Origin of the sequence: Curtobacterium pusillum, assembly GCF_007673235.1 — a bacterium.
GTDB classification, from domain to species: domain Bacteria; phylum Actinomycetota; class Actinomycetes; order Actinomycetales; family Microbacteriaceae; genus Curtobacterium; species Curtobacterium pusillum_C.
Genome location: NZ_VDZH01000003.1, coordinates 463941 through 481422, shown reverse-complemented (window position 1 = coordinate 481422; position 17482 = coordinate 463941). Strand labels below are relative to the sequence as shown.

At 71.5% G+C, this 17482-nt stretch carries 25 protein-coding genes; 10 read left to right on the top strand and 15 right to left on the bottom strand.

Annotated features, from left to right (window positions below; translation table 11 throughout):
• Positions 1-3 precede the first annotated feature (3 nt).
• The 5 genes from FS532_RS10755 to FS532_RS10735 form a co-directional block, all read right to left on the bottom strand.
• Complete coding sequence (locus tag FS532_RS10755) at positions 4-651, bottom strand: SDR family oxidoreductase (protein WP_144753780.1); 648 nt, start codon at positions 649-651, stop codon at positions 4-6.
• 118 nt (positions 652-769) lie between these two features.
• A complete protein-coding gene (locus tag FS532_RS10750; protein WP_144753777.1) occupies positions 770-1531 on the bottom strand; it encodes an ABC transporter permease in 762 nt (253 codons plus the stop codon).
• Positions 1531-2292, bottom strand: coding sequence for an ABC transporter ATP-binding protein (locus FS532_RS10745; protein ID WP_144753774.1), 762 nt, complete (start codon positions 2290-2292; stop codon positions 1531-1533). The genes FS532_RS10750 and FS532_RS10745 overlap by 1 nt, the downstream gene beginning before the upstream one ends.
• On the bottom strand, positions 2289-2657 hold the full coding sequence (locus FS532_RS10740) for a DUF1048 domain-containing protein (RefSeq protein ID WP_079237533.1): 369 nt from the start codon (positions 2655-2657) through the stop codon (positions 2289-2291). The genes FS532_RS10745 and FS532_RS10740 overlap by 4 nt, the downstream gene beginning before the upstream one ends.
• 2 nt (positions 2658-2659) lie before the next feature.
• Positions 2660-3007 (bottom strand): PadR family transcriptional regulator, encoded by a 348-nt coding sequence (locus tag FS532_RS10735; protein ID WP_097181398.1) that lies wholly within the window; start codon positions 3005-3007, stop codon positions 2660-2662.
• A 157-nt stretch (positions 3008-3164) separates the two neighbouring features.
• Between FS532_RS10735 and FS532_RS10730 the strand changes: the two genes are divergently transcribed.
• Complete coding sequence (locus FS532_RS10730; protein WP_144753771.1) at positions 3165-3650, top strand: DUF4126 family protein; 486 nt, start codon at positions 3165-3167, stop codon at positions 3648-3650.
• A gap of 43 nt (positions 3651-3693) precedes the next feature.
• Here FS532_RS10730 and FS532_RS10725 read toward each other — a convergent pair whose 3' ends face one another.
• A complete protein-coding gene (locus FS532_RS10725; protein ID WP_144753768.1) occupies positions 3694-4239 on the bottom strand; it encodes a TetR/AcrR family transcriptional regulator in 546 nt (181 codons plus the stop codon).
• Between the two features lie 91 nt (positions 4240-4330).
• Between FS532_RS10725 and FS532_RS10720 the strand changes: the two genes are divergently transcribed.
• From FS532_RS10720 to FS532_RS10705, 4 genes are all read left to right on the top strand, one after another.
• A complete protein-coding gene (locus FS532_RS10720; protein ID WP_144753765.1) occupies positions 4331-5062 on the top strand; it encodes an SDR family oxidoreductase in 732 nt (243 codons plus the stop codon).
• Positions 5063-5111: 49 nt separating this feature from the next.
• Positions 5112-6083, top strand: a complete 972-nt coding sequence (locus FS532_RS10715) for an NAD-dependent epimerase/dehydratase family protein (protein WP_144753762.1) — start codon at positions 5112-5114, stop codon at positions 6081-6083.
• Between the two features lie 96 nt (positions 6084-6179).
• Positions 6180-6452, top strand: a complete 273-nt coding sequence (locus FS532_RS10710) for a hypothetical protein (protein ID WP_222121974.1) — start codon at positions 6180-6182, stop codon at positions 6450-6452.
• Positions 6452-6784 (top strand): helix-turn-helix domain-containing protein, encoded by a 333-nt coding sequence (locus tag FS532_RS10705; RefSeq protein ID WP_144753756.1) that lies wholly within the window; start codon positions 6452-6454, stop codon positions 6782-6784. The genes FS532_RS10710 and FS532_RS10705 overlap by 1 nt, the downstream gene beginning before the upstream one ends.
• Positions 6785-6787: 3 nt before the next feature.
• On the opposite strand, the gene FS532_RS10700 is transcribed toward FS532_RS10705, so the two are convergent.
• Positions 6788-7486, bottom strand: coding sequence for a carboxymuconolactone decarboxylase family protein (locus FS532_RS10700; protein ID WP_144753753.1), 699 nt, complete (start codon positions 7484-7486; stop codon positions 6788-6790).
• A 122-nt stretch (positions 7487-7608) separates the two neighbouring features.
• On the opposite strand from FS532_RS10700, the gene FS532_RS10695 reads away from it, so the two are divergent.
• Positions 7609-8625: an aldo/keto reductase gene (locus tag FS532_RS10695; RefSeq protein WP_144754304.1), complete on the top strand. Its 1017-nt coding sequence runs from the start codon at positions 7609-7611 to the stop codon at positions 8623-8625.
• Positions 8626-8696: 71 nt separating this feature from the next.
• On the opposite strand, the gene FS532_RS10690 is transcribed toward FS532_RS10695, so the two are convergent.
• From FS532_RS10690 to FS532_RS10675, 4 genes are all read right to left on the bottom strand, one after another.
• Positions 8697-9887, bottom strand: a complete 1191-nt coding sequence (locus tag FS532_RS10690) for an MFS transporter (protein WP_260852642.1) — start codon at positions 9885-9887, stop codon at positions 8697-8699.
• Positions 9884-10090: a hypothetical protein gene (locus FS532_RS10685; protein WP_144753750.1), complete on the bottom strand. Its 207-nt coding sequence runs from the start codon at positions 10088-10090 to the stop codon at positions 9884-9886. The genes FS532_RS10690 and FS532_RS10685 overlap by 4 nt, the downstream gene beginning before the upstream one ends.
• A complete protein-coding gene (locus FS532_RS10680; RefSeq protein WP_144753747.1) occupies positions 10087-11001 on the bottom strand; it encodes a helix-turn-helix transcriptional regulator in 915 nt (304 codons plus the stop codon). The genes FS532_RS10685 and FS532_RS10680 overlap by 4 nt, the downstream gene beginning before the upstream one ends.
• A gap of 68 nt (positions 11002-11069) precedes the next feature.
• Positions 11070-12194 carry a PQQ-dependent sugar dehydrogenase gene (locus FS532_RS10675; protein ID WP_144753744.1) on the bottom strand — a complete coding sequence of 375 codons (1125 nt, stop codon included), beginning with the start codon at positions 12192-12194 and terminating at the stop codon, positions 11070-11072.
• Between the two features lie 150 nt (positions 12195-12344).
• On the opposite strand from FS532_RS10675, the gene FS532_RS10670 reads away from it, so the two are divergent.
• A complete protein-coding gene (locus tag FS532_RS10670) occupies positions 12345-13010 on the top strand; it encodes an SDR family NAD(P)-dependent oxidoreductase (protein WP_144753741.1) in 666 nt (221 codons plus the stop codon).
• Positions 13011-13061: 51 nt separating this feature from the next.
• Here FS532_RS10670 and FS532_RS10665 read toward each other — a convergent pair whose 3' ends face one another.
• The gene (locus FS532_RS10665) at positions 13062-13604 is read right to left on the bottom strand and encodes a TetR/AcrR family transcriptional regulator (protein WP_222121973.1); all 543 of its coding nucleotides are present in this window, start codon (positions 13602-13604) and stop codon (positions 13062-13064) included.
• Positions 13605-13658: 54 nt separating this feature from the next.
• Here FS532_RS10665 and FS532_RS10660 point away from each other — a divergent pair, with 54 nt between their 5' ends.
• Both FS532_RS10660 and FS532_RS10655 read left to right on the top strand, forming a co-directional pair.
• Positions 13659-13991: a DUF952 domain-containing protein gene (locus FS532_RS10660; RefSeq protein WP_144753736.1), complete on the top strand. Its 333-nt coding sequence runs from the start codon at positions 13659-13661 to the stop codon at positions 13989-13991.
• Positions 13992-14041: 50 nt separating this feature from the next.
• Positions 14042-15157: a hypothetical protein gene (locus FS532_RS10655; RefSeq protein WP_144753734.1), complete on the top strand. Its 1116-nt coding sequence runs from the start codon at positions 14042-14044 to the stop codon at positions 15155-15157.
• Between the two features lie 26 nt (positions 15158-15183).
• Here the strand turns inward: FS532_RS10655 and FS532_RS10650 are convergent, their stop codons facing one another.
• The 3 genes from FS532_RS10650 to FS532_RS10640 form a co-directional block, all read right to left on the bottom strand.
• Positions 15184-15420, bottom strand: a complete 237-nt coding sequence (locus FS532_RS10650) for a hypothetical protein (protein ID WP_144753731.1) — start codon at positions 15418-15420, stop codon at positions 15184-15186.
• The gene (locus tag FS532_RS10645) at positions 15417-16010 is read right to left on the bottom strand and encodes an ArsR/SmtB family transcription factor (protein WP_144753728.1); all 594 of its coding nucleotides are present in this window, start codon (positions 16008-16010) and stop codon (positions 15417-15419) included. Before FS532_RS10645 ends, FS532_RS10650 begins: the two co-directional genes overlap by 4 nt.
• A gap of 73 nt (positions 16011-16083) precedes the next feature.
• A complete protein-coding gene (locus FS532_RS10640; RefSeq protein WP_186321989.1) occupies positions 16084-16878 on the bottom strand; it encodes an SGNH/GDSL hydrolase family protein in 795 nt (264 codons plus the stop codon).
• A gap of 119 nt (positions 16879-16997) precedes the next feature.
• Between FS532_RS10640 and FS532_RS10635 the strand changes: the two genes are divergently transcribed.
• Positions 16998-17441 (top strand): hypothetical protein, encoded by a 444-nt coding sequence (locus FS532_RS10635; protein ID WP_144753722.1) that lies wholly within the window; start codon positions 16998-17000, stop codon positions 17439-17441.
• The last annotated feature ends 41 nt before the right edge of the window (positions 17442-17482 follow it).

The window sequence follows — 17482 nt, the reverse complement described above, 5'->3', positions numbered from 1 at the left end:
TGCTCAGCCCGCCGAGCGGAGGAAGTCGGCGATCGGGGTCGAGCCGGTGTTGAAGCGGATGGTCTTCCCGACGGTCTCGTCGCTCTCGACCGCGTCCGCCACGACGTGCGCGACGTCCCCGCGCGGCACCTCGGTCGAGGACCCGTCCCAGTCGACCGAGCCGGTGGGCTCGTCGTCGGTGAGGGTGCTCGGTGCGACGACGGTCCACCGCAGCCCCGAGTCACGGAGGACGGCGTCGGCGATCATCTTCGACTGCGCGTACGCGAAGAAGTCGTTGTCCTGCGGGACCCCGTGGTCGAGGACCGATCCGGACCAGGACACCATCACGTACCGGTCGACGCCGGCCTTCGCGGCTCCCTGGACGGACAGCACGGCGGCATCACGGTCGATCGCCCACGTCCGGTCGGCGGATCCCCCGCCGGCACCCGCGGACCACACGACGGCGTCGTGCCCGTGGATGAGTTCGGCGAAGTCGGTGAGGGTCTGCTGCTGGATGTCCGCGACGTGCGGCTCGCCGCCGTGGGCGCGGATCTCGTCGGCCTGGTCGGGGTCGCGGATGACCGAGGTGACGGTGTGGCCGCGGTCGGCGAGGATCCGGGTGGCGAGGAGTGCGACCTTGCCGTGGCCGCCGAAGAGGATGACGTTGCTCATGCGGCGGACGCTACTCGCGGCGCCTCAGCAGACCGGGTGGCGGTCTGCAGGTGACCATCATCGGACTGGAGGCGCGGTGCGAGCTGGCACCGCGCCTCCAGTCCGTCTGTTGGTCGCGTCAGCCGACCCGCCGGCGCTGCACCAGGGTCGCGGCGCCGAAGGCGACGAGCAGGATCCCGACGCACCAGGCCGACGCGACCCACAGGTCGGACTCGGGTGCCTGCCCCGCGAACAGCGCACGGATCGAGTTCACGATGGACGTGACCGGCTGGTGCTCTGCGAACCAGCGGACCGGACCGGGCATGGTGTCCGTCGGCACGAACGCCGAGCTGATGAACGGCAGGAAGATCAGCGGGTACGAGAACGCGCTCGCGCCGTCCACCGACTTCGCCGACAGCCCCGCCACGACCGCGATCCAGGTGAGCGCCAGGGTGAACAGGACGAGGATCCCGAGCACCGCGAGCCACGCACCGACGCCCGCACTGCTCCGGAACCCCATGAGCAGGGCGACCCCGACGACCACCGTCACCGACACCAGGTTGGCGACGAGGGACGTCAGCACGTGCGCCCACAGCGACGCCGCGCGCACGATCGGCATCGACCGGAAGCGTTCGTCGATCCCGGCCTGCAGGTCGAGGAACAGCCGGTAGGACGTGTACGCCACCCCGGACGCCACCGTGATGAGCAGGATCCCCGGCAGCAGGTAGTCGACGTACGAAGTGCTCCCGGTCTCGATCGCGCCGCCGAAGACGTAGACGAACAGCAGCAGGAACGCGATGGGCATCACGGCGGTGGTGATGATCGTGTCGGGGCTCCGGAGCACGTGCTTCAGGGAGCGCCCGGTCAGGACGGCGGTGTCGTGGATCGGGTGGGCGGACATCACGCGACCTCCTTCTCGTGGCCGATGACTGCGAGGAAGACGTCCTCGAGCGTGGGTTGCTTCTCGACGTACTCGACCTTCGCGGGCGGGAGCAGTCGCTGGAGTTCGGCGAGGGTGCCGTCGGCGATGATGCGACCCTCGTGCAGGATGGCGATGCGGTCGGCGAGGTGCTCGGCCTCGTCCAGGTACTGCGTGGTGAGCAGCACGGTGGTGCCGCTGGCGGCGAGGGCGCGGACGGCGTCCCAGACCTCGATGCGTGCCTCTGGGTCGAGGCCGGTCGTCGGTTCGTCGAGGAACACCACGGCCGGGTCCCCGATCAGGCTCATCGCGATGTCGAGCCGTCGACGCATCCCGCCCGAGTAGGTCCCGGCACGACGCGACCCCGCCTCGGTGAGGGAGAACCGGGCGAGCAGGTCGTCGGCGATGGTGCCGGCGTGCGGCAGGTGCCGGAGCCGGGCGACGAGGACGAGGTTCTCGCGACCCGTCAGGACCTCGTCGACTGCGGCGAACTGCCCGGTGAGGCTGATCGACTCGCGGACCGCACCGGGTTCCGCGGCCACGTCGTGTCCCGCGACCGACGCCGTGCCGGCCGTGGCCTTCGCCAGCGTCGCGAGGATCCGGATCGTGGTGGTCTTGCCCGCGCCGTTCGAACCGAGCAGGGCGACCACGGAGCCGGCCTCGACGTCGAGGTCGACGCCACGCAGGACGTGCAGGTCACCGAAGGACTTCTCGAGCCCCCGGACCCGGATCGCCGCGGTCACGAGGGGTCTCGTTCCCTGTCGGCCTTGTCGATCGCGTCGACGAGGCGCTGCTGCTCCTTGCTGAGCCACGAGCCGATGCCGTAGTTCGCCTTGAACTCCTCGGCGAAGGCGATCGGGTCGTCGCCGACCACCGCGCGGACGCTCGTGCCGTCGGCGGCGCTCTGCTCGAACAGGTCGGCGAGGTCGTCGAGCATGCGCATGAGCTGCTCGCCGTCGTTCGGGCCGGTGTACATCAGGTACCGCTCGATGCCGTCGATGGCGGTGCGGTGACTCGTCGGCAGCGCTGCCGTGCGGGCCTTGTACTGCTTCCAGCGCTTCTTGTCGCCGATGAGCTTGGTCGTGATGTCCGAGATCGAGATCCCCATGGTCAGTCCTGTCCGTTCGTGCTGGTGGTGGTGTGCTTGAGGTGGTCGAGCCGCTCGGAGAGGAAGGCCCATGCCTGCCAGAAGTCGTCGAGTTGCTCCTGCCCGCGGGCGTTCAGGGTGAACACCTTGCGGGGCGGGCCCTTCTCCGAGGGGACCTTCTCGACGTCTACGAGGCCGCGCTGCTCGATGCGGACGAGCAGGGCGTAGACGGTGCCCTCGGCGATGTCGGTGAAGCCCTGCTCCCGGAGCGAGGCCGTGATCTCGTACCCGTGGGCCGGTCGGCCGACGAGCACGGCGAGGACGATCCCCTCGAGGATGCCCTTGAGCATCTCGGTCTCCTGCTTGGGCATGCGTGCCTCCTGCTGTCGATGTCGTGGTGCCGGTCGTGCTGCCGGTCATGGCGCCGGTCATGGCGCCGGTACTCAGTGTCGTTGACTACCAGTACATAGTAACGCTGAGTACCAGGAGCGCAAGAGTAGGTTCCGAACGGACTCGACAGGAGAACCGATGAGCAAGAAGAACGAGCAGCACACCCTGGTCCGCACCCTGGCGCTGGGCATCCTCAGTGGTGGCCGGAGCGCGACCCCGCTCGCCGTCATGGCGCTGAACCACGACCGTTCCTCGCTGAAGGGGTCGTGGCAGGACTGGAAGGTGTTCAGCACCCCGATCGGCCGTGGCGTACTCGTCGCCTCCGCCGTGGGTGAGCTCATCGGGGACAAGCTGCCCGGGACCCCGAACCGCATCTCCCCCGCCGGTCTGATCGGCCGGGTGGCCTCAGGTGCACTCGCCGGTGCCGCGCTCGGGACGACGGGCAAGCGGGACCTCCGCATCGAGGGTGCGATCCTCGGCGGCGTCGGCGCGATCGTCGGCAGCTTCGTCGGCTGGGGTGCGCGCAAGCTCGTCGGTGCGACCACCCGGCTCCCGGACCCGGTCGTCGCGCTCGCCGAGGACGCCGCGACCATCGCCGGTTCCGTGAAGGTCATCACCGCCTGACCACCGTCGGGCGGGGTGTCGCCGCTGGCGCTCGGCCCGCCGGTCAGCCGGCGGCGAGGACCCCTGCCGTCGCCAGCTGCACACGCTCCCGTGCTCGCTGCTCGTCGTCCCCGAACCGGTCGACACCCCACGACACCGTGGTCAACAGCTCGAAGACTGCGCTGGCGTCGACATTCGAGGCGGCCGCCGCTGCGCGGGCTCGGTCGAGGAGTTCCGCGGTCCGTCCGGTCAGCCGTGCGCACATCGTCCGGACGGGCGAGTCCTCGTCCTCGATGGCGTCGGCGATGCAGGTCGGGAGGTTCTGCCACACGCGGAGCTGCCAGGTGAGCCGGAACATCCACTCGCGCAGCGCGGAGGCGGGATCGACATCGTCGAGGTCGGCGGACTCGTCGATGATCGCGCGCACACTGTCGTCCATCACTGCGGCGAGCAGGTCGTCGCGCGTCGGGAAGTTCCGGTAGAGCGTCGCGTTGCCGACTCCGGCCCGGGTGGCGATCCCGTCGATGGGCGCGAGGATGCCCTCGGCGTCGAAGAGTTCTCGAGCCGCCGTGAGGATCGCGTCACGGTTCCGCTGTGCGTCGGCACGCATGCAACTCCTGGCTTGACGGATGTGGGGACACTCCCCACATAATGATCCGGGGACCTTCCCCGTTTCCGTCAGTCTAACCGCAGGAGTGATCATGTCCAACCAGCTCGAGAACCGAACCGTGCTCGTCACCGGCGCGAACGGGGGCCTCGGGACGGAGTTCGTCCGGCAGGCACTCGAGCGCGGCGCACGCCGGGTGTACGCCGCTGCCCGTTCCCCACGGCAGTGGGAGGATGACCGCGTGCAGCCGCTCGTCCTCGACCTCACCGATCCGTCGTCGATCACTGCGGCAGCCGAGACGGCTTCCGACGTCGACCTCCTCGTGAACAACGCCGGCATCGCGCCCGCCACGGACGGCTCGATCGCAGCGCCGTCGGACGAGTCGCTCGAGCAGGTCTTCGCGACGAACACCTTCGGCACCATCCGGATGTCCGCTGCGTTCGCGCCGGTCCTCGCCGCGAACGGTGGTGGGGCCGTGCTGAACGTGCTGTCACTCGCCGCGTGGACCCCGATCCCCACCGTCTACGCCGCGTCGAAGGCAGCCGCGTGGTCCGCGACCAACGGCCTCCGGGTCGAACTGGCCGCGCAGGGCACCTCGGTCACCGGGCTCATCGTCGGCATGGTCGACACCGCGATGGGTGCCCGCTTCGACGTGCCGAAGTCCCGTCCGGAGGACGTCGTTGCCCAGGCCCTCGACGGCGTCGCCGCCGGTGTGTTCGAGGTCCTGGCCGACGAGGACTCCCGCTTCGTGAAAGGGCTGCTGGCCCGGCCGGCCGAGGAGCTCGCGGCCGCGACCGAGGCTGCCATGCGCGCCGTCGTCGCCTAGCAGCCCGTTCCTGCTCGACACCCGGCCCGGTGCGCCTACGGTGAGCGGCATGCGTATCGTCGTCATCGGAGCCACCGGCCACATCGGCACGTTCCTCGTCCCCCGCCTCGTCCGCGCCGGGCACGAGGTCATCGCCGTGAGCCGCGGGACCCGCTCCGCCTACGCCGACTCCCCCGAGTGGGCCCAGGTCGAGCGGGTTACCGCGGACCGCGAGCAGGAGGACCGCGACGGCACGTTCGGTGCCCGCATCGCCGGACTCCGAGCAGACGCCGTCGTCGACCTCGTCTGCTTCACCCTGTCGTCCGCCGAAGCCCTCGTCGCCGCCCTCCGCGGGAGCGGCACGCACCTGGTGCACTGCGGGTCGATCTGGCGTGCCGGGGTCTCGCACGTCCTGCCGATCACTGAGGAGAACGCCACCGAGCCCTTCGGTGAGTACGGTACCCAGAAGGACGCCATCACCCGGATGCTCAAGCGTGAGACCGCCGACGGTGGTGTCGTAACGACCTCGCTGCACCCCGGGCACATCAGCGGTCCGGGCTGGGCGCCGATCGGTCCGCTCGGGAACCTCGACCCGTCGGCCTGGTCGAGGCTGGCCGCCGGCGAGACGCTCGAGGTCCCGGGCCTCGGCGCCGAGACCATGGCGCACGTGCACGCCGACGACGTCGCTCAGGCGTTCCAACTGGCGGTCGAGCACCGGGAGGCCGCGGCGGGCGAGGACTTCTTCGTCACGGCCTCGACAGCGCTCACGGTGCGCGGGTACGCCCACCTCGCGGCGTCGTGGTTCGGCCAGGAGGCGCGGCTCGAGTCCGTCACGTGGGACCGGTTCCGCGAGAGCACGGCTCCGGAGCACGCCGGTGCCAGCTGGGAGCACCTGTCGCGCAGCCAGGTGTTCAGCACCGAGAAGCCGCGCCGGCTGCTGGGCTACGAACCGGCGTACACGGCCGAGGCGACGGTGCTCGACGCGGTCCGCTGGCTCGTCGAGTACGGCGAGGTCGACGTCGCGCGGCCCCTCATCGCCTGACCGCGACCCAGTTGTGCTTGCGACCGTGATCAGTTGCAGCTAATATCAGTCCTGACTAATCTACAGCTCGAGCTCCTCACCTTCATGCTCAAACGGTTGGCGGATCTGGACGCGGTGCCCGTGCAGGACACGGCGATGATCAAGCGAGTCCGGCAGTCGAAGCAGCACGTCGTCTGGCGGGTCTCGCACCCGTACGTCGAAGGAATCGCGCTGCGGCTGATCTGCTGGTTCCCGCCGGGTGCGGATCGAGTGGTCGTCACGCTGTTCTCGGGAGACAAGGCCTCGATGGGCGACGTGTTCTACGACTCGGTGGGCATCCGGGCCGACCGATTGATCGACCGATGGGTCGACGAAGCGAAGGAAGCGTGATGGGCGAGAAGGACTTCGTACGCGGGAACGACCGCCTCGAGCGGCTGCTCCGGCGACCGGGCATGGCGGAGGCCGTCGAGGCGCTCGACGCCGAGGGCGACGAGTTGGACCGCGTCCACGCGATGAGCCTCGCGATGGTGCGGGAAGCCGGCAAGCGGACGCAGGCCGAGATCGCTCACGAACTCGGGATCAGCCAGGGCGCGGTGTCGCAGATGGAGCGTCGAGAGGACATGCTGCTCTCCACGCTCCGGAGCTACATCACCGCGACCGGCGCGCAGAACCCCCGGATCATCGTGACCGTCAACGGCCACGACGTGGAACTCGCCATCTGACCGTCAGGCGGCGGGCGCGCCCTCGTTCACCGCGGCCAGGCCGTTGAGCGTGCGGGGGTACCCGATCCAGGGCACCAGCACGGTGAGCACGTCGAGCAGGTCCGCGCGGGTGTTCCCGACCTGCAGGTTCCCAGCCACGTGCCCGCGCACCTGGGCGTCCGCCCCGCCGAGCGCGACGAGCACCGCGAACGTCAGGAGCTCCCGCGTCCGCAGGTCGAGGCCCGCGCGACCCACGGTGTCGCCGAAGCAGTTGCCGGTCAGGAACCGCTGGAAGTGCAGGGTGTCCGGCGTCGCGTTGTCGTACATCGCGTCGAGGCGCTCGGTGCCGACGACGGCGCCCTGGACCTCCCGGCCGCGCTCGAGCCGGTCCTCCGGGGTGCTCGTCGACTGACCGGGCAGGGGCAGTTCGACGCCCCGCGCGGTGAGGGTCTCGTTGACGATCCCGAGGAAGTCCCCAGCACGCGCGAACCCGACGTAGGCGACCGCCTGGTACACGACCTCCTTCGCCTCGACCGGAGTGACCGGCCCGTCGAGCGCCGAGCCGAGCAGCTCCCGGAACGTCCCGTGCGCACCGACGGCCACGACCGCGCCGAGCTGCACCACGAGTCGGTCGTGGTCACCCAGCGATGCGTGCCGCAGCGTCTCCTCGACGAAGGCGGCGGAGTACTGGGCGAACTCGGGATCGGTCTCGGTGATGCTCATGCCTCGACGCTACGGGTGGGTCCGGGCGCGAGGGAGGTACGGTCCTCACCCCTTTCCGGCACGCCCGTCGACCTACCGTGGCAACCGTGCCGGTCGGACGAGACCGGCACGGAGAGGACACCATGGAGTACCGCCAGCTCGGACGCACCGGCGTCGAGGTGAGCCCGCTCGCGCTGGGCACGATGATGTTCGGCCCGTGGGCGAACGCCGACGTCGACGACTCGATCCGGATCATCCACCGCGCACTCGACGCGGGCATCAACTTCGTCGACACCGCCGACGTCTACTCGGACGGCGTCTCGGAGGAGATCGTCGGCAAGGCGCTCAAGGGTCGCCGAGACGACGTCGTGCTCGCCACGAAGTTCTTCATGCCGATGGGCGACGGACCGAACCGCTCGGGGGGATCGCGCCGCTGGATCATCCGGGAGGTCGAGGACTCCCTCCGTCGTCTCGGCACGGACCACATCGACCTGTACCAGGTGCACCGGCCCTCGCCGTCGATGGACGTCGAGGAGACCCTGGGCGCCCTCACCGACCTCGTCCGCCAGGGCAAGGTCCGGAACATCGGCTCGTCGTCGTACTCCGGGGCCGAGATCGTCGAGGCGCAGTGGGTCTCCGAGCGTCGCGGCCTCGAGCGCTTCCGCACCGAGCAGCCGCCGTACTCGATCCTCGTGCGCGGCATCGAGCAGGACGTGCTCCCCACCGCCCAGCGGTACGGCATGGGCACCCTCGTGTACAGCCCGCTCGCCGGCGGGTGGCTGAGCGGGCGGTGGCGCAAGGACGCCCCGGGCACCCCGACCGCGAAGCACCGCCCGGCCGCCCGGTTCGACATGTCGACACCCGCGAACCAGCGGAAGCTCGACGTCGTCGAGGAGCTCGCACTGCTCGCCGAGTCGCAGGACATGTCGCTCATCGAGCTGGCACTGGCGTGGGCGATCACCCACCCCGGCGTCACGAGCGCGATCATCGGTCCCCGCACGATGGAGCAGTTGGAGTCCCAGCTGCCGGCTGCCGATCGGGTCCTGAGCGCCGAGGTGCTCGACCGCGTCGACGAGGTCGTCGCACCCGGCGTGACGATCAACCCCGATGACGACAGCTACGGTCAGCACACGCTCCTCGCGTCGGCTCGCCGGCGCTGACACGGGACGGACTGGAGGCACGGTGCCAGCCCGCCCCGTGCCTCCAGTCCGTGCATCGCACCATCCGCGCGTCAGTGCGCGGTGCGCACCACCAAGCCACGTCGGCGGTGGACCGCCCAGACCGTCAGCGCGAACCCGACCAGCACCGCGCCGCCCACGGTGACCGCGGTCCACCCGCCGGCGTTCCACAGGACCGAGGCGAGTGCGGACCCGATCGCTCCGCCGACGAAGTTCCCGGTGACGAACGCGGTGTTGAGGCGGCTCCGCGCTGCCGGGTCGATCGCGAAGAGCCGCGTCTGGTTGAGGACGTTCGTCGCCTGCACACCGACGTCCAGCAGTACGACGGCGACGAGGACCACCACGATCGACCGCGACCCGAGCCCGGCGACCACGAGCGAGACGAGCACGAGGGCGATCGTCGCGCCGGTCACCGGCACCGAGACCCCGCGGTCGTGGAGCCGACCGACCCGCTGCGCTGCGACCGCTCCGGCGAGCCCAGCCAGACCGACGAGCCCGATCGCACTCGTCGAGTACCCGAACGGCTCCGCGCTGAGCAGGAACGTCAACGCCGTCCAGAACATCGTGAAGACGGCGAACACCGCCGAGCTGATGACGAGGGTCACGCGCACGGAGCGGTGCGCGGCGACGGCACGGAACACCGAGGCGATGAGCGCCGGGTACCGCACGCGATCGCGTCGGTCCAGCTCGGGGATCGCCCGTCGGAGCAGCACGGCGAAGACCAGGGCGGCGACGGCGGCGACCACGTAGATCGTCCGCCAGCCGAACGCGTCCGCGACGAGCCCGCTCACCGTCCGCGAGACCAGGATGCCCGTGAGGACGCCCGACGCGATGGTCCCCACCACCCGCCCGCGGGACGCGGGATCGGCGAGGTCGCCGGCGAGCGGGATGAGGAGCTGGCCCGCGACGGTGGTGAGACCGACGAGTGCGAGTGCCACCAGGAGCACGGCGAACGACGGCGCGACGGCGGCGAACAGCAGCGTGACCGCGGACGCGACGAGCACCCCGGGGACCAGCCTGCGCCGGTCGAGGACGTCGCCGAGCGGCACCACGAGGAGGATGCCGAGCGCGTACCCGACCTGGGTCAGCGTGACGAGCAGCCCGGCGACCGCTGCGGAGGTCCCGAGCGACGACGCGATCTCGTCGAGCAGCGGTTGTGCCCAGTACAGGTTGCCGACCGCCGCGCCCCCGGCGATCGCGAAGAGCAGGGTCCGCGCGGGCGTCATCCCCGTGCGGTCGCTCACGGACGGCGCCGGAAGAGCTCGCCGAGGTGCCACGGCCCCGGGGCCAGGCGGACGGCTGCCTCGGCGCGGATGCGGTCCTCACGGGCGTGGTCGCGGGTGAGTTCGTCGATCTCGCGTTCGGCGTGCAGGCGGAACCTGATCCGTCCGAAGAACGAGAGCGGTTCCGCCGGGCGGGCGGTGCGGATCGAGTCGGTCTCGCTCATGCGTCCTCCGCGGTGGTCACGGCAGCGGAACCCGCGGCTTCGGCGGTGGACGCCTCCGCGGCGCTCGCCGCCTCGGTCGCGGTGAGGTTGGCGAGCAGCTGCAGGCGTTCCTCGGACGGGGAGCCGGGCTCGGCGCCGTAGACGATGAGCGTCAGCCCCGTGTCGGTGACCAGTTCCATCGTCTCGTAGGTGAGGTCGAGGTCGCCGACCTCCGGGTGGTGGAGCAGCTTCGTGCCGGTGCGGTGCCGCATCACGTCGTGCGCGGCCCAGCGCTGCCGGAACTCCTCGCTGCGGGTCGAGAGCTCCCCGATGAGGTCGGTGAGGCCCTTGTCGTACGGCGATCGGGCGGCCTCGGCACGGAGCACGGCGACCATGTCACCGGTCACGCCGTCCCAGTCGCGCCAGTACTCCCGGCCGCGGGGGTCGAGGAAGGCGAAGCGTGCGGTGTTCGGTGTCCCGGACGGTTCGAGGAAGAGCGGTGCGTAGAGCGCGCGGGCGAGGGCGTTGCCGGCGAGGAAGTCCGAACGGCCGTTCCGCACCCAGGCGGGTGCGGTCATCGAGTCGAGCACCCGTTGCACGTTCGGCCGGACCTTCGAAGTGGGGGTCCGCCGCCGCGTCGTCGCCGAGGCGTTCTGCGCACGGGCGAGGTCGAACAGGTGGGCGTGCTCGGCGTCGTCGAGGCGGAGGGCACGGGACAGCGACTCGAGCACGCTCTCGGACACCCCGGTGAGGTTCCCCCGCTCGAGCCGGATGTAGTAGTCGACGCTCATGCCCGCGACGAGGGCGAGCTCCTCGCGGCGGAGGCCCTTCACGCGCCGGGCGCCGCCGAAGTCGGGCAGACCGACCTGCTCCGGCGTGACGCGCTCCCGGCGGGTGCGGAGGAAGTCGCGGACTTCGTCTCTCGTGTCCATGTCCTCCACGGTACGGCGACCGGCCGCAGCGAAGGAGGGGCCGTCCGTACCTGCCAGCGGAGGTCTGGTCAGGCGAGCGGCACCGACACGATCCGGTCGTCGCCCTCGGCGGGGTCGCCGCGGCCGTCGGTGTTGTTCGTGACGAACCAGAGCGACCCCTCCGGCCCCTCCAGCACGGTCCGGATGCGGCCGAAGTCCCCCGTGAAGTACTCGGCGGACTCCGCGGGTGACGACGCCGGGATCGCCCGGACGACCTCGCCGCGCAGGTTCGCCACGAACACCGTGTCACCGATGACCGCGAGGCCGCTCGGCGATGCGTCGTCGGTGGACCACTGCTGCACTGGGTCCACGAACCCCTGGTCCTCGCCGCCCTTGCCCTCGACCTCGGGCCAGCCGTAGTCCTTGCCCTGCTCGATGACGTTCAACTCGTCCCAGGTGTCCTGCCCGAACTCGGACGCGAACATCGTGCCGTCCGCGGTCCAGCCCATGCCCTGCACGTTCCGGTGTCCCAGGCTCCACACCGGGGATCCGGGGAACGGGTTCGCGCCGGGGACGTCGCCGTCCGGGGTGAGCCGGAGGATCTTGCCGGCGAGCGAGTCGCGGTCCTGTGCGTCCGACCCCGTGCCGGCGTCGCCGACGCTCGCGTAGAGCATGCCGTCCGGGCCGAACGCGATGCGGCCGCCGTTGTGGAAGCTGTTGGACGGCAACCCGTCGATGATCGTCGTCGCGTCGCCGAGCGCGTAGGACCCCGCGCTGCCGGTGAGGTCGTAGCGCTGGATGCGGTTGCCGTCCTCGGCGGTGGAGTACACGAACAGGTCGCCGTCGTGCATCGCCAGCCCGAGCAGTCCGCCCTCGCCGCCTCCGGTGACGCCCGCGACCGTGCCGACCTCCCGTGTCTTCCCCGGCGCGGTCAGCTCGAGCACCTTCGCCGAGTCGCGTTCGCTGACCAGGGCGTCGACCCCGTCGCCCGTGCGGACCACCGACCACGGGGCGTCGAGGCCGGTGGCGATGTCGGAGGTCTCACCGCCCGGCGCGAGGACCCCGGCTGCCGGGGCCGTCGGGACCGTGGACGCGGACGCGGTGCCCCGCAGCGTCCGTGCCCCGTCGTCCGTGCACGCCGTCAGCACGAGTGCGGTGACGGCGGCCGCTCCGAGGGCCGCCCAGGTGCGGTGTGGTCGAGGGGTCGTGTGCACGGTGTTCCTCCCGGTTCGTGCGTCGATCACACTCGGCGTGATCGGGAATCCGCTGGGTGGCCCTGTCCGCACCCCTCTCCGGTGCGCTGCGCGGCCTACCGTCGGGTCCGAGCACGAGCAGGACGCCGTCACAACCGGAAGGACCACGTCATGACCACCATCGCCATCGTCGGAGCCGGCAAGGGCCTCGGCCTCGCCGTCGCCGAACGCTTCGGCCGCGAGGGCTTCTCGATCGCCCTCGTCTCCCGCAACCAGGACCGCCTCGACGGCCTCGCCGCGTCGTTGCGGGAGCAGGGCCTCACCGCTGCCGGGTTCGCCGCGAACGTCCGGGACGGTGACTCGCTCCGCGGCGCGCTCGAGCGTGCCACCGAGCAGCTCGGCCCGATCGAGGTGCTGCAGTACAGCCCGCTGCCCGCGAAGGAGTACATGCGTCCGGTGCTCGAGACCACGGCGGAGGACCTGGTCGGCCCGATCGAGTTCTCGGTCTACGGCTCGGTCAACGCGGTCCGCCAGGTCCTGCCGGGCATGCGTGCGATCGGCCGCGGCACGATCCTGTTCGTGAACGGCGGCAGTGCCGTCCGCCCGGGCGCGCGGGTCACCGGCACGTCCGTCGCCTTCGCGGGCGAGAGCGCCTACGCGCAGCTCCTGCACGACGCGGTCCGCGACGAGCAGGTGCACGTCGGGCAGCTCATCATCCCGTTCGGGATCGACGACGGGCAGCCGGACCACTCCGGCGAGTCGATCGCGGACCGCCTGTGGGCGATCCACACCGAGCGCGGCGACTTCCGCACGTACGCGGAGCCGCTCCCCGAGTGACGGCCTGGAGGCGCGTGGGGACCTGCCACGCGCCTCCCGTCCGTCAGCGGGTCACGTCGAGAGCAGCGCGACGGCCCGCGAGGCGCGCGCCGCGACCTGGTCGGCCGTCGGCTCCGGTGCCAGGCCGAGCAGCCGCTCGCGGTGGAGTTCCCCGAGCAGCAGCGTGAAGAGCTCCGCGGCGGTCTCCGGGGTCGCGCCGGCCCGGACGAGGGCTGCCTGCGCCGCGAGCGGGCCGGCCTCGTGGAACTCCCGCGCCAGCTCCGGGGACCGTCCGGCCTCCGCGATCACCAGACGGTGGAGCGCGACGGCCCGATCGGTCAGCAGCGCACGCGCGATCCCCGCGGCGGTCGATTCGAGGTCACCCGTCGGCTCCTCGGCGTAGGTGTGCTGCCGGCGGACGACGGCGCGGAGCAGCGCGTGCTTGTCCCCGACGGAGACGTAGAGGGTCCGCTTCGTGACCCCGGCGTCGGCAGCTACCCGGTCGAGCGTCACACCTGCGAAGCCGTGCGACAGGAACAGGTCGGTCGCGACGTCGAGGACCCGCTCGTCCCGGGCGGCACGTTCGTCGGCGGTCGGTCGTCCTCGCTTCGTCACGATCCCAGCCTACTCGGTAATGATACGGTCACGTGTCATTAGCGAGGAGGATCCATGACCGACGTCGTGTGCCACGTGGCGATCGCCGACGACTGGGAGATGAGCCGCGGGTTCGGCGAATACGAGGTGGCGACGCGTGGCGTGCCGCTCGAGCCGGGCGGCTACGTCCGGGCGACCCTCCCCGAGCGGGTCGGCGCCGTCGTCACCGAACGGTTCGGCGACCTGTCGATCCCCCTGCTCCGCATCGACCTCAGTGTCGCGGGGCTGGAGGCCACGGGCGTCCCGGTCGACTGGGTCGACGGCGACCCGCGCATCCAGGGCGCGATCCCGATGGACCCCGAGGTCGTCCTCGCCGAGGAGCCGATCCCGATGGGCCGTCGGACGTAGTCCTCCGTCCTGACTCTGCCGCGCCGAGGTCGGACTCGTAGCGTCGCGACGTGGACCCCGACGCCTTCGACGCAGCGGCCGGCACGGCGCTGCTCCTGCTGATGCCCGCCGCAGTGCTCTTCGCCGCCGCGGCCCTCAGGCGCCTCGGTGTCCCGAGGTGGTCGTGGGCGCTCTTCCTGCTCGGCATCGGCGGCGTGCTCGTGCTGCTGCACCTGTACGGGCACACGCGGTACGAGCTCGACGGCCCGTACCCCGACACGATCGTCGGGTGGGGGTTCGGGCAGTTCGTCGGCCTCGAGTTCGGTCGGATCGGGGTCGCCGTCAACGCCGTGGCTGCGGCCGTCTGGATCGCAACCCGCAGGACGGGTTACCACGAGCGGCTCCCTGAGCGTGAGACCGGTCTGCTCGTCGCGGCCTACGGCACGATGGCGGTCGCGACCGCGCTCCCGGCGACCTGGTGGGCCGTCGGGCTCGGTGTCCTCCCGCTGTTCGTCGAACTCCCCGTCGTGCTGGCGGGTGCGGCGTTCCTGACCGCCTCGCTGACGCTGCGGTGGCGACGACACCGGGGGATCCCCGAGGCCGAGCTCCCGTCGATCATGACCACCTGGCCGGCGGACGCCGTCGTCGCGGTCGCACTGACGGGCGCGATCGCGATCGGTCCACTCTTCGCGGGCAGCGGCCTGCCGGATGCGTCGCTGCTGTCCCGACCCGGGTATGCGACGTCGTCCGCCCCGGCGCGGACGCCGGAGCCCGAGTGGCCGGGGCCGACGCCGGTGACCTCGACGAGCCTCGACGCCGCCGTGGTCCAGAACGGCACCCGCACACTGCTCGACGACACGATCCGCTGGGCCGGTCCGCTCGACGACCTTTCCTCGCCGACCCCGGCGCGAGCGGAATCGCCACCCGTGGTCCTGACGGAGGAACGGTGCGACGGCGAGGGGCGGCGGTGGACCGGGGCGCTCGTGCTGCCGAGCGTGCGGCCGCAGGACCTCGCTCCGCGCGTGCTGGCCGGCTGGGAGTCGGCGGGCTACGCCGCGGTCGACCGGGCCATGGGGACCGACCTCGTCATGCCGCTCCGGGCCGATGCCGCCGTCGAGCGGATGCGACTCGGCGGCGGGCCCGACGGTGTGCACGTCGCCGTCGAGTCGTTCTGCGTCGGCGGCTGAGGCCGACCCGTCGGGCCCGACCGCGGTCAGCGGACCCGGGGTGCGTCGGCGGTGAGCGTGTCCCAGTGCCGGTGGCGTGCCTCCAGGGCGGTGCGCTGCTCGAAGGCGAGGCGTGCTGTCGTGCGGTCGGGGGCCGTGACGGGCCCGGACCGGAACTCGACCCGGGCGGCACGTGACTCGCTCCAGCGGAGCAGTGCCGTGCCGATGCGGTGGGCGGCCCGTTCGAGCGGGCCGACGTCGGTGAGGTGGAGTGCTGCGCTCATGATCCTTGCTCTTCGTCGTCGAGGACGGGCAGTGCTGCGAGGCGGAGGAAGACACGTTCGGTGCCCTCGACCGTGGTGTCGTCGAGCACATGCCGGGTGCGGAATGTGTCGATGAGGGCGTGGATGCCGTCGGTGAGTTCGACGACCTCGTCCGGGGTGAGCCGCATGATCGCGGTGGAGAACTCGCTCGCATCGCGCCAGGCGGGGTCGAGCGTCTCCTGGTCGCGCGCGAGGAACTCGCGGATCAGCTGCTCGGAGAACTCGTTCGACCCGTTCGCCAGCAGTCTCGCGGCCGCGATGCCCGCGGGCGACTGCGGACCGGTCGTGCCACCGGAGTGCACGGCGACGGGGACCCGGCGCCACCAGCGCTCACGGCCGTTGCCGCGGCCCTCGACCTCCTCTATGAAGCCGTGCTTCTCGAGTTGGCGGAGGTGGTAACTGGTCGAGCCGGTTGACTCCCCGACCCGTTCGGCGAGGGTGGTGGCCGTCGCCGGACCGTGCGCGGCGAGCTCGTTGAAGAGCTCGGTGCGCAGTGGATGGTTGAGCGCCTTCATCGACGGGAGGTCGAGGACGCGTGCTTCGGGGGCCATGCCTCGAGAGTACGACTGCAAAGAACTCTTTGCAAGTACTTCTTTGCAGCAGGTTCTTTGTAGTCGGTGACGGTCAGTCTCGGCGTGCGGCCGCGGTGATCGCCGAGGCCATCTCCCGTGCGATCCCGACGTTGGTCGCCGCCGTCCCGTGGATGCCGTCCGGCGAGGAACCGCGCACCCAGGCGCCGTCCGCCTGCCGGAACGCCGTGAACGGATCGGCGTACGACCAGCCGTGCTCGATCGCGTCCCGCTCGAGTGCCCGACTCAGGACGAGCTGCCCGGCGCGGCGGTCGGCACCCCAGTGGCTGCTCGTCCAGTCCGACGGCGGCCCGGCGACGACCAGGACGTGCTGTGCGCCGACCTTCCGCACGACGGCGTCGACGTTCGCGATCGTGGTCGCCGTCGGGACCGCCTGGTTGACGTCGTTCGTTCCGAGTTCGACCACCAGGACGTCCGCCGTCGGCACCGGGCCGATCTCGTGGAGCACCTGGTCCGCCCGGTAGCCGCTGTGCGCGTACCCGCCGACGGCGTGCAGGCGCGCGTCGGACTCGATGACGTGCAACCAGGAGTCGGGCCGGGCCGTGATCGAGTCGCCGGCGTACGCGAAGGTGACGGCGCCGGAGCGGCCGCGGTCGCCGAGGGCACCGGTCACGACCTGCTCGCGTACCGGGATGCTGGTGTCCGCCCGCTCCACCGGTGCCAGGGTGACGCGGGCACCGGGGACGGACAGGCCCGCGGTCGCGTTCTCGGCGGTGGCCGACCGTGCGGTGCCGAAGACGGCGGAGCCGACGACGAAGGAGCCACCAGCGACGAGGCAGGCGGCGGTGACGATGCTCGCGATCAGGGCGAGCCGACGGGTGCGGGACACGACATCAGGTATCCCCCGGATCGGCGCTCGGTACCAGCCCCCAGACCTGGGGAACCACGGCGTTCGCTGTGGGTCCTCGCGGCCGCTCCCAGCTTCGCCCACGCCCTAGGCTGGTGCGGATGTCCAGCGTCCTCCTCACCGTCCACGTGGTGGCGGCGCTCCTCACCCTGGGGCCGGTCTCGGTCGCCGGCAGCCTGTTCCCGAAGCCGGCTCGTGCGCTCGTCACCGACGCCGCCGACCCGGGGGCGCGGGCGGTCGCGACGGTCCTCCACCGGATCTGCCACGTCTACTCGATCGTGTCGCTCGCGGTCCCGACGTTCGGTGTGGCGCTGGCGTACGAGCTGGACTCCCTCGGCGAGGTCTGGCTGCTCGTGTCGATCGGACTCACGGCGGTGGCGGCCGCGATCCTGGCGTTCGGGGTGCTGCCGGAGCAGCGCGAGGTGCTCCGGGGCAACGGCACGGCCGCGTCACCGCGTCGACTCGCGCTCCTCGTCGGTCTGTTCAACCTCGTGTGGGTGGCGGTCGCCGTCCTCATGGTCGTGCAGCCCGGCGCCCGTTCCTGACGGGGCCGGGTCGCACCGGCCCGGAGGCGCGTGGCGGCGCC

Excerpts from the sequence above, each read along its gene's own strand:
- FS532_RS10755 (WP_144753780.1), bottom strand. The coding sequence starts at position 651 with ATGAGCAACGTCATCCTCTTCGGCGGCCACGGCAAGGTCGCACTCCTC.
- FS532_RS10750 (WP_144753777.1), bottom strand. The coding sequence starts at position 1,531 with ATGTCCGCCCACCCGATCCACGACACCGCCGTCCTGACCGGGCGCTCC.
- FS532_RS10740 (WP_079237533.1), bottom strand. The coding sequence starts at position 2,657 with ATGGGGATCTCGATCTCGGACATCACGACCAAGCTCATCGGCGACAAG.
- FS532_RS10735 (WP_097181398.1), bottom strand. The coding sequence starts at position 3,007 with ATGCCCAAGCAGGAGACCGAGATGCTCAAGGGCATCCTCGAGGGGATC.
- FS532_RS10730 (WP_144753771.1), top strand. The coding sequence starts at position 3,165 with ATGAGCAAGAAGAACGAGCAGCACACCCTGGTCCGCACCCTGGCGCTG.
- FS532_RS10725 (WP_144753768.1), bottom strand. The coding sequence starts at position 4,239 with ATGCGTGCCGACGCACAGCGGAACCGTGACGCGATCCTCACGGCGGCT.
- FS532_RS10720 (WP_144753765.1), top strand. The coding sequence starts at position 4,331 with ATGTCCAACCAGCTCGAGAACCGAACCGTGCTCGTCACCGGCGCGAAC.
- FS532_RS10715 (WP_144753762.1), top strand. The coding sequence starts at position 5,112 with ATGCGTATCGTCGTCATCGGAGCCACCGGCCACATCGGCACGTTCCTC.
- FS532_RS10705 (WP_144753756.1), top strand. The coding sequence starts at position 6,452 with ATGGGCGAGAAGGACTTCGTACGCGGGAACGACCGCCTCGAGCGGCTG.
- FS532_RS10700 (WP_144753753.1), bottom strand. The coding sequence starts at position 7,486 with ATGAGCATCACCGAGACCGATCCCGAGTTCGCCCAGTACTCCGCCGCC.
- FS532_RS10695 (WP_144754304.1), top strand. The coding sequence starts at position 7,609 with ATGGAGTACCGCCAGCTCGGACGCACCGGCGTCGAGGTGAGCCCGCTC.
- FS532_RS10685 (WP_144753750.1), bottom strand. The coding sequence starts at position 10,090 with ATGAGCGAGACCGACTCGATCCGCACCGCCCGCCCGGCGGAACCGCTC.
- FS532_RS10680 (WP_144753747.1), bottom strand. The coding sequence starts at position 11,001 with ATGGACACGAGAGACGAAGTCCGCGACTTCCTCCGCACCCGCCGGGAG.
- FS532_RS10670 (WP_144753741.1), top strand. The coding sequence starts at position 12,345 with ATGACCACCATCGCCATCGTCGGAGCCGGCAAGGGCCTCGGCCTCGCC.
- FS532_RS10660 (WP_144753736.1), top strand. The coding sequence starts at position 13,659 with ATGACCGACGTCGTGTGCCACGTGGCGATCGCCGACGACTGGGAGATG.
- FS532_RS10650 (WP_144753731.1), bottom strand. The coding sequence starts at position 15,420 with ATGAGCGCAGCACTCCACCTCACCGACGTCGGCCCGCTCGAACGGGCC.
- FS532_RS10645 (WP_144753728.1), bottom strand. The coding sequence starts at position 16,010 with ATGGCCCCCGAAGCACGCGTCCTCGACCTCCCGTCGATGAAGGCGCTC.
- FS532_RS10635 (WP_144753722.1), top strand. The coding sequence starts at position 16,998 with ATGTCCAGCGTCCTCCTCACCGTCCACGTGGTGGCGGCGCTCCTCACC.